The organism is Chryseobacterium sp. CBTAP 102 (assembly GCF_003201365.1).
Lineage (GTDB): Bacteria > Bacteroidota > Bacteroidia > Flavobacteriales > Weeksellaceae > Chryseobacterium > Chryseobacterium candidae.
This window is the reverse complement of record NZ_QICX01000003.1, coordinates 199,994-223,109: the sequence shown is the minus strand read 5'-3', so window position 1 is coordinate 223,109 and position 23,116 is coordinate 199,994. Positions and strand designations below refer to the sequence as shown.

The window sequence follows — 23,116 nt, the reverse complement described above, 5'->3', positions numbered from 1 at the left end:
AAATTCACAAAAACCGGTAGGAACTAGTGTGATTGCATTGGGTAATTTTATAAATTTATTTTACTAACTAAACTAGATCTATAATACATACTATGAAACTTATTAAAAATATAATTTTAGCCTTGTCCTTAATAGGTGCAAATTCGATAAATGCACAGCAAAAACCTATTAAATACGAATCTTTCAAAATCGAAGGCGGAGAATTTAAATTGAACGGACAGGCTGTTAAATTGCATTCAGGTGAGATTCATTATGCTAGAATTCCTCATGAGTATTGGAGGCATCGCTTAAAAATGGTTAAAGCGATGGGATTAAATACAATAGCTACTTATGTATTTTGGAATTATCATGAAATAGCTCCTGGAAAATGGGATTTTCAAACTGGAAACCGAAATTTAGCTGAGTTTTTGAAAATAGCAAAAGAAGAAGGCTTAATGGTCATTCTTCGTCCGGGACCTTATGTGTGTGCAGAATGGGAATTCGGTGGTTATCCTTGGTTTTTGCAAAATGACAAGGATATGAAAATCAGAGAATACAATACTCCTTTTTTAAATTCTACAAAAGCATATTTCACAGAGCTTTACAAAGTGGTAAAACCTTATCTGATTGTTAATGGAGGCCCTATTGTTATGGTGCAGGGGGAAAATGAATTTGGGTCTTTTGTCAGTCAACGAGAAGACATTAAACTGGAAGATCATAAAAAATATAGTTCATCTGTATTTGATCAGTTAAAAGAAGCGGGGTTCAAAGGAATGGAGTTTTTTACTTCAGATGGAGACTGGTTATTTGAAGGAGGTGCTTTGCCTGGAGCGTTGCCAACTGCAAATGGAGACGAAGATCCAGACAATATTAAGAAAGAAGTCAAGAAATTTCATAATGGAGAAGGTCCTTTTATGGTAGCAGAATACTATCCCGGGTGGTTAGATCATTGGGCAGAACCTTTCCCTCGTAAAGCCGCGGAAAGAGTAAAAAGCCACATTGAAAAATTCATGAATAATGATATTTCTTTTAATATTTACATGGTACATGGAGGAACTAACTTTGGGTTTACCTCTGGAGCTAATTACGATAAAACTCATGATATACAGCCGAGTATGACCAGTTATGATTATGATGCTCCTATTACTGAAGCAGGCTGGGAAACCGAAAAGTATTTGAAATTAAGAGAATTGTTAAAAACTCCCTCTACGCCCCCTATTCCTGCAAAAATTCCAGTTATTCAGATTCAGGGTATTAAATTGTCTCAGGCAATTGATTTAGAAAATGTAAAAAATAATGTAAAACCTGTAATTAATGACAATCCTTTAACTTTTGAGCAATTAAATCAAGGGCATGGCTATGTTTGGTACAGCAAAAATTTTAATCAGCCCATTAAAGGAGCCTTAAAACTTGATGGATTAAGAGATTATGCAATTGTTTATGTGAATGGAGAAAAAGTTGGAGAGCTTAATCGTTACTATAAAAAATATGAATGTGAAGTTAATATACCCTTCAATGGAAAACTAGACATTCTGGTAGAAAACATGGGAAGAATTAACTATGGAGCTGCTATTAATAAAAATACAAAAGGAATTATTTCTCCTGTATTTATTAATGACCGAAAAATAACAGGAGATTGGGAAATGTACGGGCTTCCTTTTGAAAAGGCTCCGGTAATTGATGCCAAACAAAAATCTGATTTAAAAGAGAATAGACCAACCATCTACAAAGGAAATTTTAATGTATCCAAAGTGGGAGACACTTTCTTAGATATGCGACCTTTTGGAAAGGGAATTGTATTTGTTAACGGTATTAATTTAGGAAGATATTGGTCAGTAGGGCCACAGCAGACATTGTATTTACCAGGATGCTATTTAAAAAAGGATAATAATGAGATTATAATTATTGAACAGAAAAATAATAAAATAATTAAAGAATTAAACACATTAGCCGAACCTATTTTGGATAAGTTAAACCCTGAAAATGGGTTAAACTGATATAAAAATAAACTCAATATGAGTAATTCATTTAACAGTAAAAATCATCCCCATAGAAGATATAATCCTTTATTGGATGAATGGGTTTTAGTATCACCACAAAGAGCCAATAGGCCATGGCAGGGACAACATGAAGAACCGTTACCAAGCGTTCAAAATCAATATGACGCCGAATGCTATTTATGCCCGGGAAATTCAAGAGCTAACGGAGTCCAAAACCCCAGGTATGAAGGTGTATATGTATTTGATAATGATTTTGGAGCTTTATTGAGCGTAGGAGTAACCTTCGATGAAACCGGGGATGAATTATTTAAAATTAAACCCGAAAGAGGAATTAACCGGGTAATTTGCTTTTCACAAGACCATTCATTCACTCTTCCTGAAATGTCTGTAGAAGCAATTACAAAAGTAGTGTCTGTCTGGAAGGAAGAATATCAGAATCTGGGAAAACTGGATTACATTAATCATGTCCAGATTTTTGAAAATAAAGGAGCAATAATGGGTTGTAGTAATCCTCATCCTCATGGGCAGATTTGGGCACAGTCATCCATTCCTTCTCAGGTGGCCAGAACACAGCAAAACTTGAAGAGCTATTATGATAAAAACGGAACAACGCTTCTGTCTGATTACGTTCAAAGAGAAATAGAAATTAATGAGCGGATTATATTAGAAAATAAAGCTTTTGTAGCTTTGGTTCCATTTTGGGCAACCTGGCCATTTGAAACAATGATTATCAGTAAAAATCCCTTAAATAGCCTATCGGATTTTTCATATGAAGATCAAGCCTTATTTGCTCAGATGTTGAAAGATTTAACTACAAAATACGATAATATTTTCTCCATTTCTTTCCCTTATTCTGCCGGAATACATCAGGCTCCTACAGATTTAGAATCGCATGAAGAATGGCATTTTCATATGCATTTTTATCCTCCGTTGCTTCGCTCAGCCAGCGTGAAGAAATTTATGGTGGGATACGAAATGTTAGCGGAAGCCCAAAGAGATATTACTCCTGAACAAAGTGCGGAAATTCTTAAAAAAAGTTCAACAATTCATTATAAAAATAAATAAAATTATTGGCTTATCCTTTTAATTAATACTTGGGATTAATGATTAACAAAGATTTTCTTATTGAGATCCCTTCGACAGGTTCAGGGTGAAAAGTCGAATGCCAACCGAAATTTTTGAGCGTTGTCATTCTGAGCCTGTCGAAGTTATTATTAAAGTTGTTTTTATTTTACAAAATCACAGAAGTTACACAAGGTTTCATTTTAAAACACTTGAGTTCACTTAAATAAGTTGAATGTAATACCGCAGAAAAGTTCGCATACGACAAACATTTCGACTTCGCTCAATAGGTAAAGATTTTCACAAAACTTAGGTGTACTTATTACGAATAAGGCTTGGTTCTGAAAAACTTAAGTGTTTAAAACTTTTGTGCCTTTTGTGGTTAAAATAATGAATATAAAAGTTTAAACAACCTCATTACTAAAAAGGGTAAGTCAAAAAATTATTAAGGCTTTATAGGATAATGATATGGAATTTCTGCATCATATAGGTAAAGGAATTAATTTTTTAAAAATTTGAATAGCTCTTAATAAAGATAGACTGTTTTATAAATTTAGATACAAGTAAATGTCAAATATTAAATATATTGATTTTTTAGTTAATGAGGGAAATATCCCTCTTTTTAGAGAATTATATGGAAGGAATTCAGAATTATTACGTCAGCAGGCAATCCGATATACCAAAACATTAAATCGTTTCAAAGAAGTTTTTGGGGATAAAGAGGTTTCTGTTTTCAGTTCACCGGGACGGACCGAAATTGGAGGTAATCATACAGACCATAATCATGGCCGCGTATTGGCGGGTGCAGTAAACCTGGATAATATTGCCATTGCTGCTAAAAATAATTCAGATATAATCCGGATTGAATCTTCAGGCTACGAGACATTCGAAGTAGATCTAAGTCATCTTATTCCCTACGAAAATGAATTTTCAACTCCAAACGCCCTTGTTCGTGGGATTAATGCCCGATTAAATGAATTGGGATATAAAATAGGAGGATTCGACGCTGTAATTGACGGATGCGTTCCTAAAGGTTCTGGGTTAAGTTCGTCAGCATCATTCGAAGTATTAATTGGAGTAATTGTTAGCCATTTATTTAATGAAGGTACATTAGATCCCATCCTAAATGCTCGTATAGGACAATATGCAGAAAATGTTTTCTTTGGAAAGCCTTGTGGATTGATGGATCAGGTAGCTTGTTCGGTAGGAGGATTGGTGACCATTGATTTTGCTGATGTAGCGAATCCTATTGTTAAAAAAGTAGATTTTGATTTTGAATCTACTGGTTTTTCTCTTGTAATTACAGATACCCGAGGGGATCATACCAACTTGAATAATGAATATGCTGTTTTACCTAAAGAGATGAAAGAGGTTGCAGCCCATTTAGGATGCAGTGTGCTGAGAGAAACTACTTTGGAAAAAGTAATGGATATTGCGCCATCTATCCGTCAGAAAGTGGGAGATCGGGCTATTTTAAGAGCAATTCACTTTGAGTGCGAAAATGAGCGGGTAGTAGATGAAGTAATGGCATTAGAGAAGAATGATTTTAAAGGATTTTTACAATTGGTCATAGATTCAGGACATAGTTCGTATATGTACAATCAAAATGTTTATGTATCAGGTAACATAAAAGAACAAGCAGTTTCATTGGGATTAGCTTATAGCGAAGCAGTATTAAAAGGAGCTGGAGCCTGGCGTGTGCATGGAGGAGGATTCGCAGGAACGATACAAGCCTTTGTACCTGAAGATTTGCTTGAAAGATACACTACAACTTTAAATCATTTATTTGGTGCCGGTTCTTGTCATCCTTTATTTATTCGAGAAAAAGGAGCTGTTAAATTAGACTTTTAAAATAATGGGTATCATCAATGAAGTGGCTTTTAATACAGTTCACAACAATCAAAAAGTTCAATTATTCACTTTGAAAAATAAGAATGGGATGATTGTACAAATAACTAATTATGGTGCAACCATAGTTAGTATTAATGTTAAAGATAAAGAGGGAAAATTGGCAGATGTGGTGCAGGGATATGATACAGCACAAGAATATATTGATAATAATGAATCCTATCAAGGAGCTATTTGTGGTAGATATGCTAATCGTATTAAAAAAGGAAAATTTACATTAAACAGAAAAGAATACTCATTAACAATTAACGATGGAGGCAATCATTTGCATGGTGGTTTGATTGGTTTTGATAAAAAAATATGGGATGTTAAAGAGTCCTCTGCCTCAAAAGTGACTTTTCAATACACTTCTCCTGACGGGGAAGAAGGGTATCCGGGTACAGTAACTGTAATAGTAACCTATTCTATTAGTGAAAATAATGAATTACAATTAGATTGTTCAGGGACAACGGATCAGGAAACTATACTCAACCTGGTAAATCATTCTTATTTTAATTTGGCGGGAGAAGGCAGTGGAACAATAAATAATCATCAATTGCAGATTGAAGCTGATTTTTACACTCCTCTTACAAAAAGCCATGAACCTACAGGTGAGATCTTAACTGTAAAAAATACCCCGTTTGATTTTACCTCCTTAACATGTATTGGAGACAGAATTGATACAGATCACGAGCAGTTAGCTATAGGGAAAGGATATGATCATAATTTTGTTTTAAAACACCGTATACATAATTTAGAGTTAGCAGCTACCGCTATAGAGCCGCAGTCGGGAAGAAAAATGGAAGTATTTACCACTATGCCGGGCTTACAATTATATACCGCCAATTGGATTAAGAATGAAAAAGGAAAAGAGAATCACATATATCAAGAAAGAGAGGCATTTTGTTTAGAAACGCAAAATTTCCCCGATGCAATCAACCAATCTCATTTTCCTTCACCAATACTAGCTCCTAAAAATATATATAAACATTCAACTATTTACAGATTCTCAATTATTAAAAGCAACATTAGATTTGATCCTCAAAATAGACAATGTAATTTTTGAAGAACATAATCAGAATGAATAAAAACAAAAAAACCTCTAAACTGAATTAGAGGTTTTAAAGTGGTTTCTCCAGGAATATCCCTTTATTCTGATTTTCAATGATTTAAATCTATGTTTACTTTTGAGAGGGACAAAGTAGAGACAATAATTTATAAATTAAGTCTTTTTTGCCGATATTTGTTTAACCCTCTTTAGTAAACTATGAAAGCAAAGATAAACAATTTTTACAATTTTCTTAATGAACTTCGATATAGGTTTCAAAATATTTTAATGTTAAATCCTGAAAGTTTCGATGAAGATATTTCTCTTCTAGAATCCATCTATTCAATAAATAAAGAACAGTTTCCGTTTGATATTAAGATAGCATTTGAAGAATTGTACACAGAAAATCCCGATAAGATGGAAATGATTTTTTGGGATAAACTCAAAGAATCTTACTACAACTACGAACAGTTTATCGAATTAGATTATCAATATTTTAAAAATCAAGATCTACCTGAAAAGTTTCAAAACCTATTCTATCACAGTAAACTCCTATCATATAACTATTTTGCCTATGTTTCCCGTATTTATTATTGGTATTATGGAAGGAAAAATGAAAATCGGGGTGAAAAAGAAAAGATTACGGCAAGATTTTTAGATGATTACAATAAAATAATCCCCGAATTATCTGAAGGTGATGCCATGCAAAAAATTCAAAATTACTTTTCTCTTAATTTTGAAATGTTAGAAAACTATATAAAATATATTTATGCAAAAAATGATTTTCACCTTGAAGTTGTTGAGCTCCGAATATCTGATAATAGCTTTATAAATAAGGGATTGGAAAAATTAGCAAATGAATATTATTCAAATTTAGAAGTACTTGCAAAATACAAAGACAATATCACAAAGTTAGCGATGAATCTAAGGTTTGATTATCCTGATTTTTTAGATAATAAACAGCCAACTGCTAAAAAAGTTACTAAAAGCCAAGAACCAATAAAATTTCTTTACCCAGAAAATGTATTTGATTCACTCTCTCCATATATTCACGAAGAATGTAACGAATCCTTTAGAAAACTAATTTTTGGTGAATTGACTAATGTAGTGAAAGAAATTATTTTCAAAGGAGGTTCTAATATGCTTGTGTATTTTCTTAAACAACGTTATGATGAAGGTCATCTAATTGCTTATAGTAAAGAGCAAGTTTCGGAATGGATAATCAAAAATTTTATGTTTTACGATGAAGAAGATTATAAAAAGTTTAAAAAAGATACTATTCAAAAAACTTTAATGAGAGATTGTAAGCCTCCCAAAAAAGAGGTTAAATATCTAATTTAATTTTTTTGAGTCCCTTTTTTGTCCCTATTTAGGTACAGGCATTGATTAAGGATAATTCACTAAAGTATTTTTGTATCATAATTCTAAATAAAACATTATGAAACAAGAAAAATTCTTGAAAATTATCACTCAATTAGTGAGTGCCTTTCCGTCAGAAAACAAAACAGACGAGAAATTAGATTTATTAATTTCAAAATTAGAAAGTAAAGACAAAGATTCTGCGGAATCAGAAAAAGATGAACATCTTTTAATAGCTGAAGTATGTGAACTTACCAAAAAAAAGAGAACAACTATTTGGCTTTGGAACAAAAAAGGTTTATTAAAGCCTGTTGGTAGGTCTGGAAAAAGCCCTATTTATAGAAGAAGTGATGTTTTGAATTATATTTATAATTCTGAAAAACAAAAAATTGAATAACTTTTTCAAGTAAAATTACTTTCTAAACAGCGCTGTTTATCTCATATCAAAGTCTTATTTCCTAAAGACTTTAAAAAAACAAATTTTATCGAACAAATATCAATCCGCATTGGAAATTCCTTTGCATGGTTTTCCATTGCCTAAAAATTAAGAAGCTTATGTTTTCAGTTATACAAAACGTAAAAAACCGAAATGTTATCGGACAAATAAACTCCGTAGCTGGATTTGTTGAACATCTTAAAGATGCAAAAAGGGTAGAAGTCCCCCAAATATTAAAATTACGAGAAATAGATAAAAAAAGTAAAGAATATCAAACAATAAAAATAACATTACCTTCAATTTGTTTTAACTACACTTTCAAGAATAACTACGTCAATACCGAAAATGCAGATGAATCAACGGGATTCTTGTATTTTGATATAGACGGAGAAAAAGACTTTAACTACGACACAACTTATATTACAGCATTATGGAAAAGTGTTGGAGGAAATGGGTTTGGGTTATTAGTAAAAGTGAGAAATCTTGTAAAAGAGAATTTCAAGGAAAGCTATGAATATATAGTAGGCATATTGGGTATCCCTTATGATAAATCATGCAATGATTGTAGTCGAGTGAACATTATAAGTTTTGATACAGAAGCACACTACAATGAAAATGCTGTTGAAATTGATTTATTAGAGTTTAATACAACTGTTGTACACGCAGTTAAAAAACTCCCCCATTTTAATAGTAATAAAAATAAAAATTTAGGTTACTCTCTCAATGGGGGTAATATTAGATTCAATAATTTATCTGATATATTAGCAGAGAAAGATTTTGAATTTAACAAAGAAGGATTTTATGATTTTGGAAAAGAAAAAGTTGATTATTGTAAATGTTTTGCCCCACGTAAAATTGTTCCTGAAGGATTAAGGAATCAGCGAGTAAGTTCTTACGCCTATTGTCTTATTTCAATAAATCCTGATGCTGGTTTTACTAACTTTAAACGTTATCTACAAAAATACAATACGAAATGTTGCAATCCACCTCTTGAATGGGAGGAAATAGACCATATAGCTAATAAAATTTACAATTTAAGAGGAAATGTCAACCCGAGAAATAATGCAAAAAGAAGAGTTATATATAGTGATGAAATAAAAACCTTATCTGAAAAACAAAAGATTAACGGTAGAATTTTAGGAAATGATAGGTCTGAAAAAACTGTCAAAGAACTACTAGATTGTGTAATGAATTGGGATTATGAAAAGAATCCAAAAATCACTCAAAAATCATTAATAGGGGTATCGGGCAAAAATAAAAAAACAGTTGAAAAATACTACCGTAGCGTTCTTAATACAGCCAAAAGATTAAAGACTGATAGCTAAAAAATGAAGTAGGAGAATAATATTCTTCTACTTTATTGTGTTTAATTTTTATAAATGATTAGATTAAATAAACTATTTATAAGAATTTTTTACTGAGATATTTTAGAATATTAAGTACAGTGAAAATACTGAATAAATATTCATGTTTTTTATTTATTATTACAAAAAGATGTGAGTAACAATTTATTTTAAGTAGATTTCTAACTATGATTCAAATGAAATAATTTTTAAGAATTCACAAATGGAAATTTAAATCCTATTAAAAATATTTCAAGTGGAGGAATCTCAATATTTACTTACAAATAATTAATAAAAATTAGGGAACTTTATATCTTTGGAGAAAGAAATAATTAGTGTATGAATATTGATGATCTTTATAAAAAAATCTCAGATAAATTATTCAATATTTTTTATGTTGATTCTCATAAATATGGGATACAACAGGATAATGGTAGCTATAAGTTAATTAAGCAAAAAATTTCACCAGTAACGGTTGAAGATATGCTGAAACATCAGAAAAGCTTACTAACATATCAAGAATTACATATTGTTGATAATGCTTTTATTAAATGGATATGTATTGATCTTGACATTATTAAATCAGAAATAGATACAAATGAAGTTAATAGTGAAAATTTAACAGCTGTAAAAAAAACTACAGATTTATTATCAAATTATCTTGATAGCATAAATATTCCACATTTGGTTGAATTTTCTGGAAGAAGAGGATTTCATATTTGGATTGTATTTGAACGAAATATTACTAAAGAAGAAGGCTATAATCTTATTAACTATATTTATAAAAATACAAGAGATAAATTTGAGAAAAATATCACAGCTGATCTATTTCCTAAAACTCCATATGTAAACAAAAGATCTAAAGGTATAGGTTACGGCGTTAAACTTCCATTATCTCAGAATAAGGTCAGTAATAAATTATCTTTTTTTCTTGAAAAAAATGAATTTTTTGAATTTGATCAAGATAAATGGCTGAAAAGTCCTAATATGGCCTTTCTTAAAAAACAGTTTGAAATATTATCAAATTTTAAACCAATCTCTTATAAGTTAGTTTCACAATATATTAATGAATATGCCGATACTTATAGGAATTCAATTTCATATATCAAAAATAGGAGAATAGCTTCTCATTTAATAAATCAAATAGATTTAGATTCTTTGATAAATTCTCTAAAAAAATGTGATAATTTAAGGGGAATTCTTGATAATTACGAGCAGGGATTGAGTAATAAAGAAAGAAGTATTCTCGTTGGGCTTTTAGGGCAGCTTAAAACTAAAGATAATGATAATTTTGGAAGAGATCTATTGATAGAAATATTTTCTAAAATTAAAAATTTTAACGAAGAGATTACATTAAAAAAAATAGATACATTAAAGTATCTTAAGCCAATTAGTTGTAAAAGTTTAGGAAAATGTACGGTTTGTAAAGAATGTTCTATTGTTTCACCTATCGAATTAATAGAAGGGGTTAAGTTTGAAAAATTACCTGACTACCATATTCAAAATATTGATGAATATGTTTTTGATAAAATAAAAAAATCATTATATCAGTATTCTTTAAAAAACGATGAAGTACCCTTATTTAGTCAATTAAAAATTATACAAAATATAAACTTTGAAAATATTAAGGAATTTATTTCGTGTATATATAATGGGAATTTTAGTTTTGAAAATAGAGAAAGTTTTAGTTTTGATAGAAATGAGACAACAAAAATAAGAAGACTTTATAATATTGATCCTCTTGATAATTTTGTATCAATTTATTTCACATTTATTTTAAATTCAATTTTTTTTAGTGAAATTTCAGGTAATTCATATGGATATGAATTTTCAAGTAGTTTCTATAAGAATAATATTTTTAATAATTGGTTTATAAACTGGGCAAAGTATACACGGAAAATTGAAACTATTCTTTTTAACTCTGAATATGAAGATTACTTCCTCATAAAACTTGATATAAAAAACTTTTATGATAAAATTAATCTTAATAGATTAAAGATTAGGCTTTTCGAAGAAGCTCCTACATCAATTAAAGAAAAGTTATCAGAATTATCAGAACAAGATATAATTAAGTATAAAAATATTTTAGATTATTTAATTGATTTGTCGAAGACTACAACAGGAGATGATTTAAAAGGATTGCCTCAAGGACCAGCTTATGCGAGATACTTAGCTGAACTTTATTTAATTGGATTAGACGGACTAATTGAAAATAGATTTATTCAGGATCAAAAACGAGAATATTATAATCGATTTGTAGATGATATATTCATATTTGTAGAATCGGAGGAAAGAGCAAATAATCTTTTTTCAAAAATTAAAGACTGGTTAGTAATTAATGATTTAGAATTTAATACTCAAAAGACAAAAATTATTAATGTTAAAAAATATGCTGAATCGGGTGAGTACAATAAATTCAAAGACAATGTTAAATACGATATAAACTTTGCTAACAAAAATAAATCTGTTTTACCAGAAAGTGATGTTCAAGAAGCATTATTTAAATTAGAAAACCTAACAGAAGAGTTCAAGTTTGGATTAAAAGATAATCTTCGATTTTTCTATAGTAATTTTAAAGATGATAAAAGATTAGATTTTCTAAAAAAAAGTTTAGCAAAAAAATTACCATTTACAAATGATGGTAGAGGTACTTTGTATTTTATTTTTTATAATAATCTTATTTCAAATTTTCCTGATGAATTTTGGAGTTTAAAACAAGACGTAGCCAAAATACAAAGACTGTCATTGACTCACTTTCTTAATACAATTTTATTAAACGAAGATATCATAAAATATCATAAAGAAAATATTAATGATATTATCGAGAAGGTGCATTTAAGAAGTGATCTTTCAGATGCAGATCAATTATTGGTCACTTCATTAGCATTAAAAACAAATAACCAAATCAAACTAAACTTTTCAGAGAAAATTATGTATTCAGCAATCAAAGTTCCAGATTTTGAATTGTCAATTGAGAATTGGGACTTACAAAACCGAGCATTACAAGATAAAACAGAATCAATTTCTTTTTTAAAAGAACTTAATAGAATCATAAATGAAAATAGTTATACGAAGGAATTCTTAAATGAACTTGCAACATATTCATTTAGTCGTTTCTCTTTATGGGAAGAAAAACAAGAAACATCATTTTTGAAAGATGAAGGCACTTTAAAGCTATATTATCAAGCATTGTGCTTTTTAACTCTTTTTGAAATATCACCTAAAAATGCAGTCATTATAGAGTCTTGGAGATTATTATTGAATAAATCTCAAGAGTTTGGAGATATATCAAATAAACATCATCAATTTTTATGGATCAGTAAATTAGAAAATTTTAAATACGAAGATTTTTCTAATAATATGTATACTTTAATTCTGTCTGATAAATCAGGGACTGATCTTAGTGAAATTAGTTGTAAAAATGAATTTTTGAAGCAATATAGAAATTTAGTTATCATGTTATTGTTTTCAAAAGATGAAATAAACCATTATTCTAGATTTAATGACGATATACTAGTAAAAATTAAAGAGGAATCTCTTTTCATAAAATGGATAAAAAAACCAGGAGCAAGTTTATATCCAGAGTTTGACGGTATTGGACTTAAAAACATAGGACTTAATGGAATTATTGTTCTTAAAGATGCTGAAAAAGTATTCATTAAAGACATTAACTCTAGCATTAACTTTAAAAAGTATGATTACCTTAATATAAAATTAGAGGATGAAAGTACAGAAGAATTAGAATATTCCATACCTAATGAAAGGCTTTCTTCGATATTAGAAGTTAAAGATTTTAAAGATTTTATACTCAAAGTAAGTGAGTTAATAAAAATCCATGAGTCTTTTTCTAAAGATTACTCTACAAAATATCCTGTTTTTTACCAACCTTTCAATAGTTTTAATTCATTACCAATTATTCCTTTTTATTCTGATCAGGATGAGGTTATAGATTATAATGGTAATGTCATTAAAATTGAAAAGTCAAGTTATTGGGAGTCAATAAAAGAATTGATTAAAAATATCGATAATAATGAAAATATTAAATTGTCATCAGAAGAATCAGTATTTAACTTTAATATAACCGAACTTGATAAGAGATTTTTTCCTAAGTTAGGTTCTTCAATAATTTCAAGAGAAGAAGATAAATTAAATTTTATCGAAGAGTTTAGAGAAAATATTAATTTAGAAAATTTTTCAATTTTTGAATATCAATATTCATGGTCAAAAACTGTTTTTAAGCAATGTGAAAAATTAGGTACAGATGTTAGTAGTTTAATTAGTTACTTAGATGTTCATTTTAAACATTTTGAAGAAGATGATAGAATGGACTTGTTTTTCTCAATTGATGATAGCTTTAAAATTAATGACTCTAATCTGCAGGATTTTTATTTGACGATTACTACTTCAGTAAATATCTTTCAGAACCAAGTGCAAATTAAAGATATTAATTTTGAAGACGTTTTTGCTAATGATTATTTAAATGAGATAGAAATTGATGGGACTAATAAGAAAATAAATTTAGCAGATTTAAAAAAAATAAATATTACAGTAGATAATCCTCGTGATATTTTTACGAATGAACCTGTCTATAAATTAAATATAGAAGGTGAGATTAAAGAATTTAACGAGATTTATTTTTTTAATCATGTATCAAAAAAATTTCATTTAAGAGATATAAATGATTTGAGGGGCTTGATAAGAAATAATGGGGGAAACTTCATCTTAATTGACAATGAAGATATTTTTATTTATACTTTAGAAAATGAGCTTTTGAAATGTTTTAATAGAATACAAAAGAGAAAAGATTTATACGATAAAATTTTCAATACAGTTGATGTTTCTAGTCAAGCAATCAATATTGAGATTTTGAAGCCCCTTTATCCTAATAATAAAAATTATAATTCGATAAAACATACATACGATAATTTTACTACTAGGATAAGTTTATTACAAAAACTTAAATCACATTACAAAATTACTACTGACATAGAAAGTAGAATTATTAACTGGCTGTCAAATTTAAATGAGCAAAGTATAGAAGGGAGTGATTTGCAGGTGTTTATGAGGGGGAAAGGTTTTGAGGTCTCTGATCTTCATAAAAGTATCCTTATGGTTCTTGATAAACACCTATTTATTTCGGATGATAGGATTGCTTTTATAAAAGAAAAAGTAGAAGAGATCCTGTCTGAAAATGAAAATGAGGACACAATTATCCTTTCAATTAAAAATCCTATAAATGATGAAAACGGGTTAAAAAGATTACTAGAAAAATGTAATTTAATAGATCGCAAAATTGACTGGGAAAAGAATTTCGACAAACTATGTTCAGAAAAAAAAGTGTATAAAAAAATAATTTTTGTCACTGATATTGCTCTTTCTGGTAGTCAAACTATCAAAGCTTTTAATTATTACAGGAAATCACATGATAACAACGAATTATTAAGAGAATATAATAATGCTGAAATTAATTCAAAGTCTCCCAAAAAAGAAAGATATTTTTTATTTGATGATATTGATAAAATATCAATATTTAATGATAATTTAAAAAAGTGTGAACATATTGTTTTTGTTTCTTCAATTATGACCGAGTTATACAAAGAAAAAGTAAAAGCAAACTTAGCTGATATAAATGAAAAAATTGACTTCTTAACATATCCTAATTTTGTTGGTAAAGAATTTATTTATGAAGGAATAACCTACAATAATAATCATAAAGAATTATTTGAAGTATTAGTTAAAGATATGGCTTTAATAAAAAAGCTTTTTGTTATAGATGAGGAAAATCAAATTAATTATGAAAAAGATACTAATAAATTAACTACAAATAATGTCGTTTTAAGAATTAACTCTTTACCAGCAAAACATATAAAATTATTTTCATTGCAACCAATAAAAGGTAAACCGTTGTTAGATTTTGTACGTAATTGGGGGAAGTAAAGTTCAGAATATCTATTTATGTTTAAATAATATGTTTCTTTGAGAAAAAGAATTTGAATTAACGTTAACGACAAAACCTGTTTATTAAAACAGGTTTTGAAGTATTTAGCATTTTTCTTTCTTGAAATACTTTTTCACTATATTAATTGTGAGTTTCAAACCTAGCATGAAGAAATAAGCACTTCCGACATAAAAAATGAGATATGCTGACAGTATAAAAATAAGTGATACATCATCCCAAATGCTGTACTGTTTAAATTCAAATGGTGGAGTACACGCTCTCTGAAACTGCAATATCATTTTGCATTGTTAAAAGGATTTTTCCCTTCGCGCATAAACACAGTTCCCATTTTTTGATATTGGATTGGTTGTCCTTTCACACAGGCTGTATAAATTCCACTACCGAATCCATTTTGCGCTCTGATTATAGTTACCTCTTTTTCATCAACACCGTTGTCAATAGCAACAAATTTCTTTAATCTGTTATTTTTGATTGGTTCTTTGAAATCTTTCGGCAAATCACATTCTTTAACGATTTGTGATTCTTTCGGTTTTTCTTCCTGTGCGAAATAAAAAGTTGGTAATGCAAACATTAAAATAAAAATTAATTTTTTCATGTATTTAAAATTTTAAGATTATTCCAATTCGATTTTCATCATATATTTTAAGAATGTTTGCTCGTTCGGATATGTGAACGAAACAAGGCTTTTGAGAATTATATTGAGAAAAATTCCCGCCGTCAACTTTGACAACAGTGTTTAGGATTCCGTCGCTTTGCTTTTGAGATTTGACAATAATATAAGTTCCCGAATATGCGGAGTAGGGGTAAATTGTAATTTCAAATCTGTCTTTGTAAACCTCAGCTGTTGCAATTTGAATCGGTTTAAAAGTTATTTCATTGGTAAATTTGATTTTACTGTAATTGAAGACAAGTTTTTGCATCAATGGATTTCCCCTTTGATTTCTTACTTGCTCGTTAAGATTTCTGGTTTCTTCTTCGGCTTTCCTTTCCTTTTTGCTCATAAAATAGCCAATTGTTAGAAATGCAATAATTCCTACAATCCCCCAATTGATTTCCAGTTCACCCCTGCTATTGCTTGAACATGATACTACAAATACCGTTAAATAAGATAATGTAAATAGTCGGCTCATATTAATGGCTGTTTCCTTGTAAACGTTCAATTGTGCCTGAAAATTCTGAACTACTGATAGTACCGTAGCTTTGAAAAGCTTCAAATAAAATATTATAATCCTCCAATCGTCTGTCTTGAATTGCACCTAGCAACTCATGACCCATTACAATAAAATATTCTCGTTGATTAGGATTTAGACTTCTTAAATCAATTCTTAGTAAATGTTGCTCATAATTTGACATTGCAACATCAGTCAATTCAAATATCGAAAGATACTTAGTAAGGATTTTTTGTTGATTTAATCTTTTTGTTGAATCTGTTGCATTGTCGGAAATTGATTTTACGACTGTTAGCATTGCCAATTTTTGCCTTTTGTTAAGGCTTCTTACGGTGTCTGTGGAAAATAAAATACCCATTTCTATTAAATTTTTATGATTGATTTTAAGCAATAAAAAAAGTGTGAGGAATTCACACTTCGTCAGAAAAGGTATTTGGCGTAACCCTACAAACAAAAGCAGAATCCCCACACCATAGGGTGGGTATCCACTATTTGCCTTTGTTTGTATTTTAAAATCGCCAAATTTTATTCTGCCAAAGCAAATAAGTCAACACTTATTTTATCGTCGATGTCTTCTAAAATAGCTTGTTAGCTTTTTAGATAAATTTTTCTATATCAATAATTAAACCGTTTTAAATGTTTATAGTTTGCAAAAGTGCTAAAAAAATCAATATAATTTGACTGATTTTGAATTTTTCTTTAGAATGGATTGTCAAAATCTTTTTCAGGTTTCACTAATTCAGGATACAGTTCTCTAAAAATCCATTTAAAGCTGTGGTCTGTTTTTTCAGGGTTAGTATAATATTGATTCAGCTTATTTTGAAAAGTTTTCTTTCTATCAAGTAAAATTAATTTATCATATAATCCATAATGCTTGAAAGCTATTTCTATGTACTCCCAATATTTCGCATTTGAATTTAGAACCATATTAGCGAATTTTATCCATTCATCTTTGTTAAAAGCATACCCAATAATCTTACCTTGCTTTGCAGATTCAATTATTCTTATTGTTTTTTTGAACTGAAATAAATATCCTCTGAAAGTAGAATTGTCAAATTGTTTAGAATAGTTAGAGAGCATAATAATATTTTCAGCTACTTCTGGAGTGTCTTTATAAAATTCAAATAAGTATTTTTCATCTCTGTCATTGATTTTATATCCACGCTTAATAATGAGTTCAAATATTAAGTCTTTGTTTTTCAAATCTTTTCTTTTGAAAAGAATATCTAATACTGTATTTCCTTCTGGATCTACAATATTAATGTCATAAACAAAATCATAATTTTCATAAATAAACTTTAGGAAATTGAAACTTTCATTATCTGCCAACTTTAACCAACGGTGAAGTGCAAATTTAGAATCAATTGATAATTTTTTATTTAATTGGTTTAGTTCTTCATAATCAAAGCTAAAAAGTTTATTTTTTATTGCACTGAAATTTTTTAATACACTATTCTTGGTTTCATTAATTTCACTACAGATAGCATCAACTTTCCATTTAATCTGCTGTAGGCGTTTCTTCTTTTCTTCTTCATTTTTTCGATTCTGTTCTTCAATCCTATTCTTTCTTTGAACTTCTTCAATAAGAGATTTTTCTTTTCCAAAATCATAGAAAAATACTTCATTATTAGCATTATCAAAATATAGACAATCTAATCCTATTCTGACAGTATTCCATCTATCATAAAATTCGTTTATGGATGATAAATGAGTCGATTTATATTTACATTCAAGATATAGACTATCTGAACTTTCATCGAATTTAAAATAATTTTGATGGGTTGATAGATATTTGATGTCCTTTGCCATTTGAGAAGTGCTTTCTAATATGTTTAAATCATCTAATACCCATATTAAATAAATTCCCTTTTTTTTGTAAAAGTCATATCTACTTAAAATATATTTCTGAGAAAGTTGTGAAAGCTGAATCTCAAAAACAATTTTTTTATCTAAAAACTCACAATAAACGTCTGGTCTTCTTTTATCGTGACCATCGTAAATAAAATGGTCATCCACTCTTACATTTCTAACATCTTTTATTGTTAAAAGCTTTTCACCGATAGAATTTTTCAAATATATATGTCTTTCAGACTCTTTAGTGTAACTAATTTGAGAAAAAATATCTTTTTCTTCTTGCGAAAGGCTTTCTTTTAAAATACAAGGTATTTCCGAATCAATATGCTTAAAATGAATATTGTGATATTTACTTGAAGAAATGATTAATCTCTCGCCACATTCAACACAATACGGCTGAATCTCCTTGCGGTTGTATTGTGTTCTATACTCAAAGCCAACTTGTCTATCGTTGAAAATTTCGTCGGCATTTAAATATTTTCCTGTGATTTTGTCTTTGGCAAATTTTATACTTCTTGAATTAGTCATAACTTCTTATTGAGTTTTCAAGTTTTTGTTTCATAGCACCGTAAGTGAAATTAAAATCAATAAATTCTTTTTTTATTTCTACTTTTTTTGCAAAATCTAAAAATTCAGTAATAAATTCCGAAGGATATTCATAAAGTTTTTGTTTCAGTTTATTTGATTCAAGGTAATCTATGAGCCCTTGAATTGTTCCGAATAATTCTATTGGTGACTTATTAGAAATTCCTACTTTAAAATTATTTTTTTCTTCTCCATATGAATCTTGAGGTACTACAATATGTACTAGAAAATCATCTAAAAGTGATGGGATGATTTCAAATGAAAATTTTTCTTTATTAGGCTCAACAACCTTAGTGTATCCACTATAGCTGTTTGGAGTGGCTTTAATCCAATCTTTTACAAAACATAGTCTATAACAATCCCAGAAAATATTATCAATAGATTCTATTTGTTTACTGTTAACATCAAAACAAAAAATTAAGTATTCGATGATTTCCTCTTTGGTAAATGGTATTTTAAGGGAATTACTTGTTCCGTAGTCATTATAGACAGATTTTAAGTAATCAGGCTCAAAATCATAATATTTTTTTTCTTTGTAAAATATTGATTTTAAAAATGCTTTTAGTTCATTTTCATCTTTATACTCAAATGTTGAAACAATTTTATTTTTATAATTGTCCGTTACATTATGAAGAAATTTATTATCTATTCCGAAGTACCTCCATCTGTTATCCGAGTCTAAATTTGCAATGTAAAACAATATCTTTACGAAATTTTCATATTGAACTTTTGTCGATAAGTCTTCAAAAATATTCAATTTGTAAATAAATAGCATTAAAGCTACCAGTCTATCATCAGTTTTTGCTTTGTCAACAATTTCTATCATTTTTGAAAAATCAGAAGCAATGAAAATTAAAAAATCCTTTTTCAAAAAATTTGTATCGTCAATTTCATCATTGAAATATTTATAATAGTTCTGACCATAAGCTAAAGATGTTGATGTAGTATTTCCATTTCTATAATTGTCTTTGAAAATTCTATCACAGATAATTCCAATAGTTTCAATTTCATCACTCTTGTAGATTCCTATTCTTTCAATTTCTTCTTTTAGTATTGATTTATTAAATGATTTATCGAGAGAGAAAGGTAAACTCTTTTTATCACTCTCTTTTTCTCTCAATTTATAATTATTGAATTTTTCTTGCCCACTATAGCCGTCGTTTCCTCGATTATCAATAAATTGTTGTTTATCAAACATGAGTCTATAAACGTCATAATATGAGTATTTTAAGAGTTTGATTAACATGAAATCTTTCAAATCAACCTCATTTTCTATTCCTTCTATACTTATTCGAAGCTCATTTAAGTATCTTTTAGCATTTCTTATATTCTTAATAGAAGCAAAAACATTTCCTTGATAGTAATCTAAATGCAAATTGATGTCAGAAAATGCATCATTTATCTCATCTTTCTTTGTTGGCAGAAATTCTATAAATCTTACTTTTATGTATTTATTGATGTCTTTTTGTGTTATTGGAGCCAATGGAAATTCTTTCAAAAATATTTTTTCACAATATTTTTCAGGATTTGGGATTTGATTATTTTTAAGTGCTTCATTAATATATTCTTTGTCATATCCTACAATGTAGTTGAAAACATCAAATGATGCAGTGTTTCTTATTAATTTTAGAACTTCAAATACCTCATTAGGCTGTAGTCGGTCTAAATCATCAAAAAAAACAATAACCTTTTTATTCAACCTATTTAAAAGCTTGTTTAGACTATCAAAATCGTCCGAAAGACTATTTTCGGGCAATAAATTAACGGCATTTAAAAGAGTTTCAGTAGTAGTATTTTTGTTTACTGATAAAACGTTACTTGCGTATTTTTTTAATTCTTTAGAAATGTCAAAACTGTGAGGTGTGATTTCTTTTTCAACGGTATTAAAAAAGTCTTGAATAATTGATTTGACTGAAATATTAAGCCAACTATTAAATTGTACGATTATAAATCTTTTGTCTTCCTTTAAATTTTCTTCAATTAAATTCATGAATGAGGACTTTCCATCCCCCCATTTACCTACAATCCCAATAGCAATTGAACTTTTTGATTTGTTATTTTTTACCAATCTGGCAATTTGAATTGCTTTTGTTTTCCTTCCTAAAATATCATTATCATTTTTGTCAATAGGGTTATCATCATAAAATTTATCATTTTGATTATTATTAGTTGGCTTTGGTAAAGCAAGTGTTAAAGCAACAGGAATTAAACAAATGATATATATAAAGTCAAAATATTTTAGAACTTCAAAATGTTTGAAGGGAATTAATGAATCACAATAATTTAATCTAATTATTGTATAAGCAATGATGCCAATGACTGGATAAATCAGTTTTTCGGATTTTACAAAAAATCCTTTTTTTATTTTCGATATAGTCCAGATTATAGAGAAGATAAAAAGCAAAATAATAATACCGTCCATCAATATTGAATTGTCTGCTTTTACTAAAAATTTATCAACAATAAATTCTTGATAGAGGGAGATTAGAAAGTGGTTAAAGGCTACAAAAAAAACTAATAAAATAATTAAGGTTTTATGCTTTTCGATATACTTCATCTGATGCTTTTTACAAAGATATTTATAAATCCCAACAATATCTCTCAATATAGTAGGTATCTATACAAAAGTACCCCACTTCAGGGCAAGTTTTTGGTAGTCCCCCCACCTGCTGAAAGTCGGACAAAAGTTTTGGGAGGTGTAAAAACCTCAGCACTTTTTTTGAATATTTTTAGACTACAATCCAAAGTTAGAACAGGTTTCGAGAGATTTTCTACGGATTCAAAATATTTTTGCTATTTCATTGAATATCACCCTATTTTTATAACATTTGGCATGGTTTTCGACTACTATAAATCAACAAAAAACCCCGTCAATACTGAGAATATTGAGCGGGGAGTGTGTAAAATAATTCTTAACGCTAATTAAAACTTACTTACAATGGCAAAGTTACAAAATTGTTTGGAGGACTTCCAAATCTATGTCGGTACTTACAGCAAGTACAATTCAGGAAGCATTTACGGTGAATGGCTTCAATTATCAAACTATTCAAGTTATGACGAGCTTTTAGAAGCTATGCGGGAACTACACCAAGACGAGCAAGACCCCGAATTTATGATTCAGGACTATGAATGCTCGGAGTTCTTTATCAAACAAAAGCTAATCAGTGAAAGCCATCTTTCAACACATATTTACGAAATAGCCGAACAAATCAATAGTTCAGATTATGATTTCGAGGTTATAGAAGCCTATGCAGAGTGCATGAGCTACTACCATAAGGACGTAGAAGACCTTTTACATAATCTTTCAGATTCTTATTTCGGACAGTACAATTCAGATGAAGACTTTGCGCAGGATATTTTAGAGCAGGACGGCTCAATTCCTGAAAATTTGCCCTCTTACATTTACATTGATTGGGAAGCAACCGCCAGACATTTGATGTATGATTATATGAGTTCTAACGGCTATTATTTCAAAAACTAATTAAAATACTAATCTTTGCACCTTGCTTAAATGCAGGGTGCTTTATAACAATTTACAATTATGAAAGCAAGATATATAAGAGTCAGTACAGGAGCGCAGAACACCGCAAGACAAGAAGAGAAACAAGCTAAGGGCGAAAAGGTTTTTATTGATATTGTTAGCGGTTCTACACCTTTCAAAGAAAGACAGCAGGGAAAGGAACTGATAAAAGTGATTGAAAATAATGAGATTAATTACGTTTCGGTAAGTTCTATTGACAGGCTCGGAAGAAACCTGTATGATATTCTTACGACTTTGGAATTTTTCAAAGAAAAGGGCGTTATTCTCAAAGTTGATAATCTCGGAATAGAAAGTTTAATCAAAGGGAAGGAGAATCAAGCCTTCAAACTGATTATTTCTGTAATGGCAAACATAGCCGAAATGGAAAGGGAAACCATTTTAGAACGTCAACGAGAGGGCATTGCACTTGCCAAAGCTAGGGGAACTTACAAAGGGCGTGAGAAAGGTTCTACGGAAAGCATAGAAGATTTCCTATTCAAATATAAGGAAGTGATTAAGAACTTAAAGAAGGGAAATTCTATCAGAGATACAGCTAAAATTTGTTCGGTCAGTATCGGAACTGTTCAGAAAGTCAAAAATAATATCTGATGTGACAAGGGTTGCCCACTCACTAAAAATAAAATAATCACTATCAACAAATCAGAAAGTAGCTGAAAAGCCATCATTTTAAGTAAGATTAAAAACATAGTCCTTTTAAAATTCTATATGTTTAAAATGGTACTTTATTTAGTTGTTTGTTGATTTTTCAGAATAATAAAATTTCGCAATTTTTACTTACATGTATAATCTATGAAAAAAGAGCCTAATTTACGGAATTGTAATAGTTAGGCTCTTAAAATATCTATATGAATATTTTTGTTACTCCATTTTTGGATAAAATAAGAATTTATCAAT

At 29.1% G+C, this 23,116-nt stretch carries 15 protein-coding genes; 10 read left to right on the top strand and 5 right to left on the bottom strand.

Going from position 1 to position 23,116, the window contains the following annotated elements:
• Positions 1–92 precede the first annotated feature (92 nt).
• The 8 genes from C8D70_RS06250 (at position 93) to C8D70_RS06215 (ending at position 15,051) form a co-directional block, all read left to right on the top strand.
• On the top strand, positions 93–1,976 hold the full coding sequence (locus C8D70_RS06250; protein ID WP_110366749.1) for a glycoside hydrolase family 35 protein: 1,884 nt from the start codon (positions 93–95) through the stop codon (positions 1,974–1,976).
• Positions 1,977–1,994: 18 nt separating this feature from the next.
• Positions 1,995–3,044: a UDP-glucose--hexose-1-phosphate uridylyltransferase gene (locus C8D70_RS06245; protein WP_110366748.1), complete on the top strand. Its 1,050-nt coding sequence runs from the start codon at positions 1,995–1,997 to the stop codon at positions 3,042–3,044.
• Between the two features lie 564 nt (positions 3,045–3,608).
• Positions 3,609–4,892, top strand: a complete 1,284-nt coding sequence (locus tag C8D70_RS06240; protein WP_110366747.1) for a galactokinase — start codon at positions 3,609–3,611, stop codon at positions 4,890–4,892.
• A gap of 4 nt (positions 4,893–4,896) precedes the next feature.
• Entirely contained in the window at positions 4,897–5,994 is a 1,098-nt protein-coding gene (locus C8D70_RS06235; RefSeq protein ID WP_110366746.1) for an aldose epimerase family protein, read from the top strand.
• Between the two features lie 270 nt (positions 5,995–6,264).
• Positions 6,265–7,317 (top strand): hypothetical protein, encoded by a 1,053-nt coding sequence (locus C8D70_RS06230; protein WP_146212859.1) that lies wholly within the window; start codon positions 6,265–6,267, stop codon positions 7,315–7,317.
• Between the two features lie 97 nt (positions 7,318–7,414).
• The gene (locus C8D70_RS06225) at positions 7,415–7,732 is read left to right on the top strand and encodes a helix-turn-helix transcriptional regulator (RefSeq protein WP_110366744.1); all 318 of its coding nucleotides are present in this window, start codon (positions 7,415–7,417) and stop codon (positions 7,730–7,732) included.
• A gap of 158 nt (positions 7,733–7,890) precedes the next feature.
• Positions 7,891–9,096, top strand: coding sequence for a hypothetical protein (locus C8D70_RS06220; protein WP_110366743.1), 1,206 nt, complete (start codon positions 7,891–7,893; stop codon positions 9,094–9,096).
• Positions 9,097–9,453: 357 nt separating this feature from the next.
• On the top strand, positions 9,454–15,051 hold the full coding sequence (locus C8D70_RS06215) for a TOTE conflict system archaeo-eukaryotic primase domain-containing protein (RefSeq protein WP_110366742.1): 5,598 nt from the start codon (positions 9,454–9,456) through the stop codon (positions 15,049–15,051).
• A 296-nt stretch (positions 15,052–15,347) separates the two neighbouring features.
• Here C8D70_RS06215 and C8D70_RS06205 read toward each other — a convergent pair whose 3' ends face one another.
• The 5 genes from C8D70_RS06205 to C8D70_RS06185 all read right to left on the bottom strand — a co-directional run bounded on the left by C8D70_RS06205 (position 15,348) and on the right by C8D70_RS06185 (position 21,238).
• Positions 15,348–15,668 (bottom strand): hypothetical protein, encoded by a 321-nt coding sequence (locus tag C8D70_RS06205; protein ID WP_110366740.1) that lies wholly within the window; start codon positions 15,666–15,668, stop codon positions 15,348–15,350.
• 4 nt (positions 15,669–15,672) lie between these two features.
• Positions 15,673–16,203: a hypothetical protein gene (locus C8D70_RS06200; protein WP_110366739.1), complete on the bottom strand. Its 531-nt coding sequence runs from the start codon at positions 16,201–16,203 to the stop codon at positions 15,673–15,675.
• Position 16,204: 1 nt separating this feature from the next.
• Entirely contained in the window at positions 16,205–16,600 is a 396-nt protein-coding gene (locus C8D70_RS06195; RefSeq protein ID WP_110366738.1) for a hypothetical protein, read from the bottom strand.
• A 341-nt stretch (positions 16,601–16,941) separates the two neighbouring features.
• Complete coding sequence (locus C8D70_RS06190; protein ID WP_110366737.1) at positions 16,942–18,624, bottom strand: DUF6035 family protein; 1,683 nt, start codon at positions 18,622–18,624, stop codon at positions 16,942–16,944.
• Entirely contained in the window at positions 18,617–21,238 is a 2,622-nt protein-coding gene (locus C8D70_RS06185) for a P-loop NTPase fold protein (protein ID WP_110366736.1), read from the bottom strand. The genes C8D70_RS06190 and C8D70_RS06185 overlap by 8 nt, the downstream gene beginning before the upstream one ends.
• 381 nt (positions 21,239–21,619) lie before the next feature.
• Between C8D70_RS06185 and C8D70_RS06175 the strand changes: the two genes are divergently transcribed.
• Together C8D70_RS06175 and C8D70_RS06170 are read left to right on the top strand one after the other, a co-directional pair.
• Entirely contained in the window at positions 21,620–22,162 is a 543-nt protein-coding gene (locus C8D70_RS06175; RefSeq protein ID WP_110366734.1) for an antirestriction protein ArdA, read from the top strand.
• Positions 22,163–22,222: 60 nt separating this feature from the next.
• The gene (locus C8D70_RS06170; RefSeq protein ID WP_110366733.1) at positions 22,223–22,810 is read left to right on the top strand and encodes a recombinase family protein; all 588 of its coding nucleotides are present in this window, start codon (positions 22,223–22,225) and stop codon (positions 22,808–22,810) included.
• The last annotated feature ends 306 nt before the right edge of the window (positions 22,811–23,116 follow it).

Bases quoted from the DNA above. Each gene is read 5' to 3' on its own strand.
- C8D70_RS06185 (WP_110366736.1), bottom strand. From the start codon at position 21,238: ATGAAGTATATCGAAAAGCATAAAACCTTAATTATTTTATTAGTTTTT.
- C8D70_RS06175 (WP_110366734.1), top strand. From the start codon at position 21,620: ATGGCAAAGTTACAAAATTGTTTGGAGGACTTCCAAATCTATGTCGGT.
- C8D70_RS06170 (WP_110366733.1), top strand. From the start codon at position 22,223: ATGAAAGCAAGATATATAAGAGTCAGTACAGGAGCGCAGAACACCGCA.
- C8D70_RS06190 (WP_110366737.1), bottom strand. From the start codon at position 18,624: ATGACTAATTCAAGAAGTATAAAATTTGCCAAAGACAAAATCACAGGA.
- C8D70_RS06225 (WP_110366744.1), top strand. From the start codon at position 7,415: ATGAAACAAGAAAAATTCTTGAAAATTATCACTCAATTAGTGAGTGCC.
- C8D70_RS06230 (WP_146212859.1), top strand. From the start codon at position 6,265: ATGTTAAATCCTGAAAGTTTCGATGAAGATATTTCTCTTCTAGAATCC.
- C8D70_RS06245 (WP_110366748.1), top strand. From the start codon at position 1,995: ATGAGTAATTCATTTAACAGTAAAAATCATCCCCATAGAAGATATAAT.
- C8D70_RS06200 (WP_110366739.1), bottom strand. From the start codon at position 16,203: ATGAGCCGACTATTTACATTATCTTATTTAACGGTATTTGTAGTATCA.
- C8D70_RS06220 (WP_110366743.1), top strand. From the start codon at position 7,891: ATGTTTTCAGTTATACAAAACGTAAAAAACCGAAATGTTATCGGACAA.
- C8D70_RS06195 (WP_110366738.1), bottom strand. From the start codon at position 16,600: ATGGGTATTTTATTTTCCACAGACACCGTAAGAAGCCTTAACAAAAGG.
- C8D70_RS06215 (WP_110366742.1), top strand. From the start codon at position 9,454: ATGAATATTGATGATCTTTATAAAAAAATCTCAGATAAATTATTCAAT.
- C8D70_RS06205 (WP_110366740.1), bottom strand. From the start codon at position 15,668: ATGAAAAAATTAATTTTTATTTTAATGTTTGCATTACCAACTTTTTAT.
- C8D70_RS06250 (WP_110366749.1), top strand. From the start codon at position 93: ATGAAACTTATTAAAAATATAATTTTAGCCTTGTCCTTAATAGGTGCA.
- C8D70_RS06235 (WP_110366746.1), top strand. From the start codon at position 4,897: ATGGGTATCATCAATGAAGTGGCTTTTAATACAGTTCACAACAATCAA.
- C8D70_RS06240 (WP_110366747.1), top strand. From the start codon at position 3,609: ATGTCAAATATTAAATATATTGATTTTTTAGTTAATGAGGGAAATATC.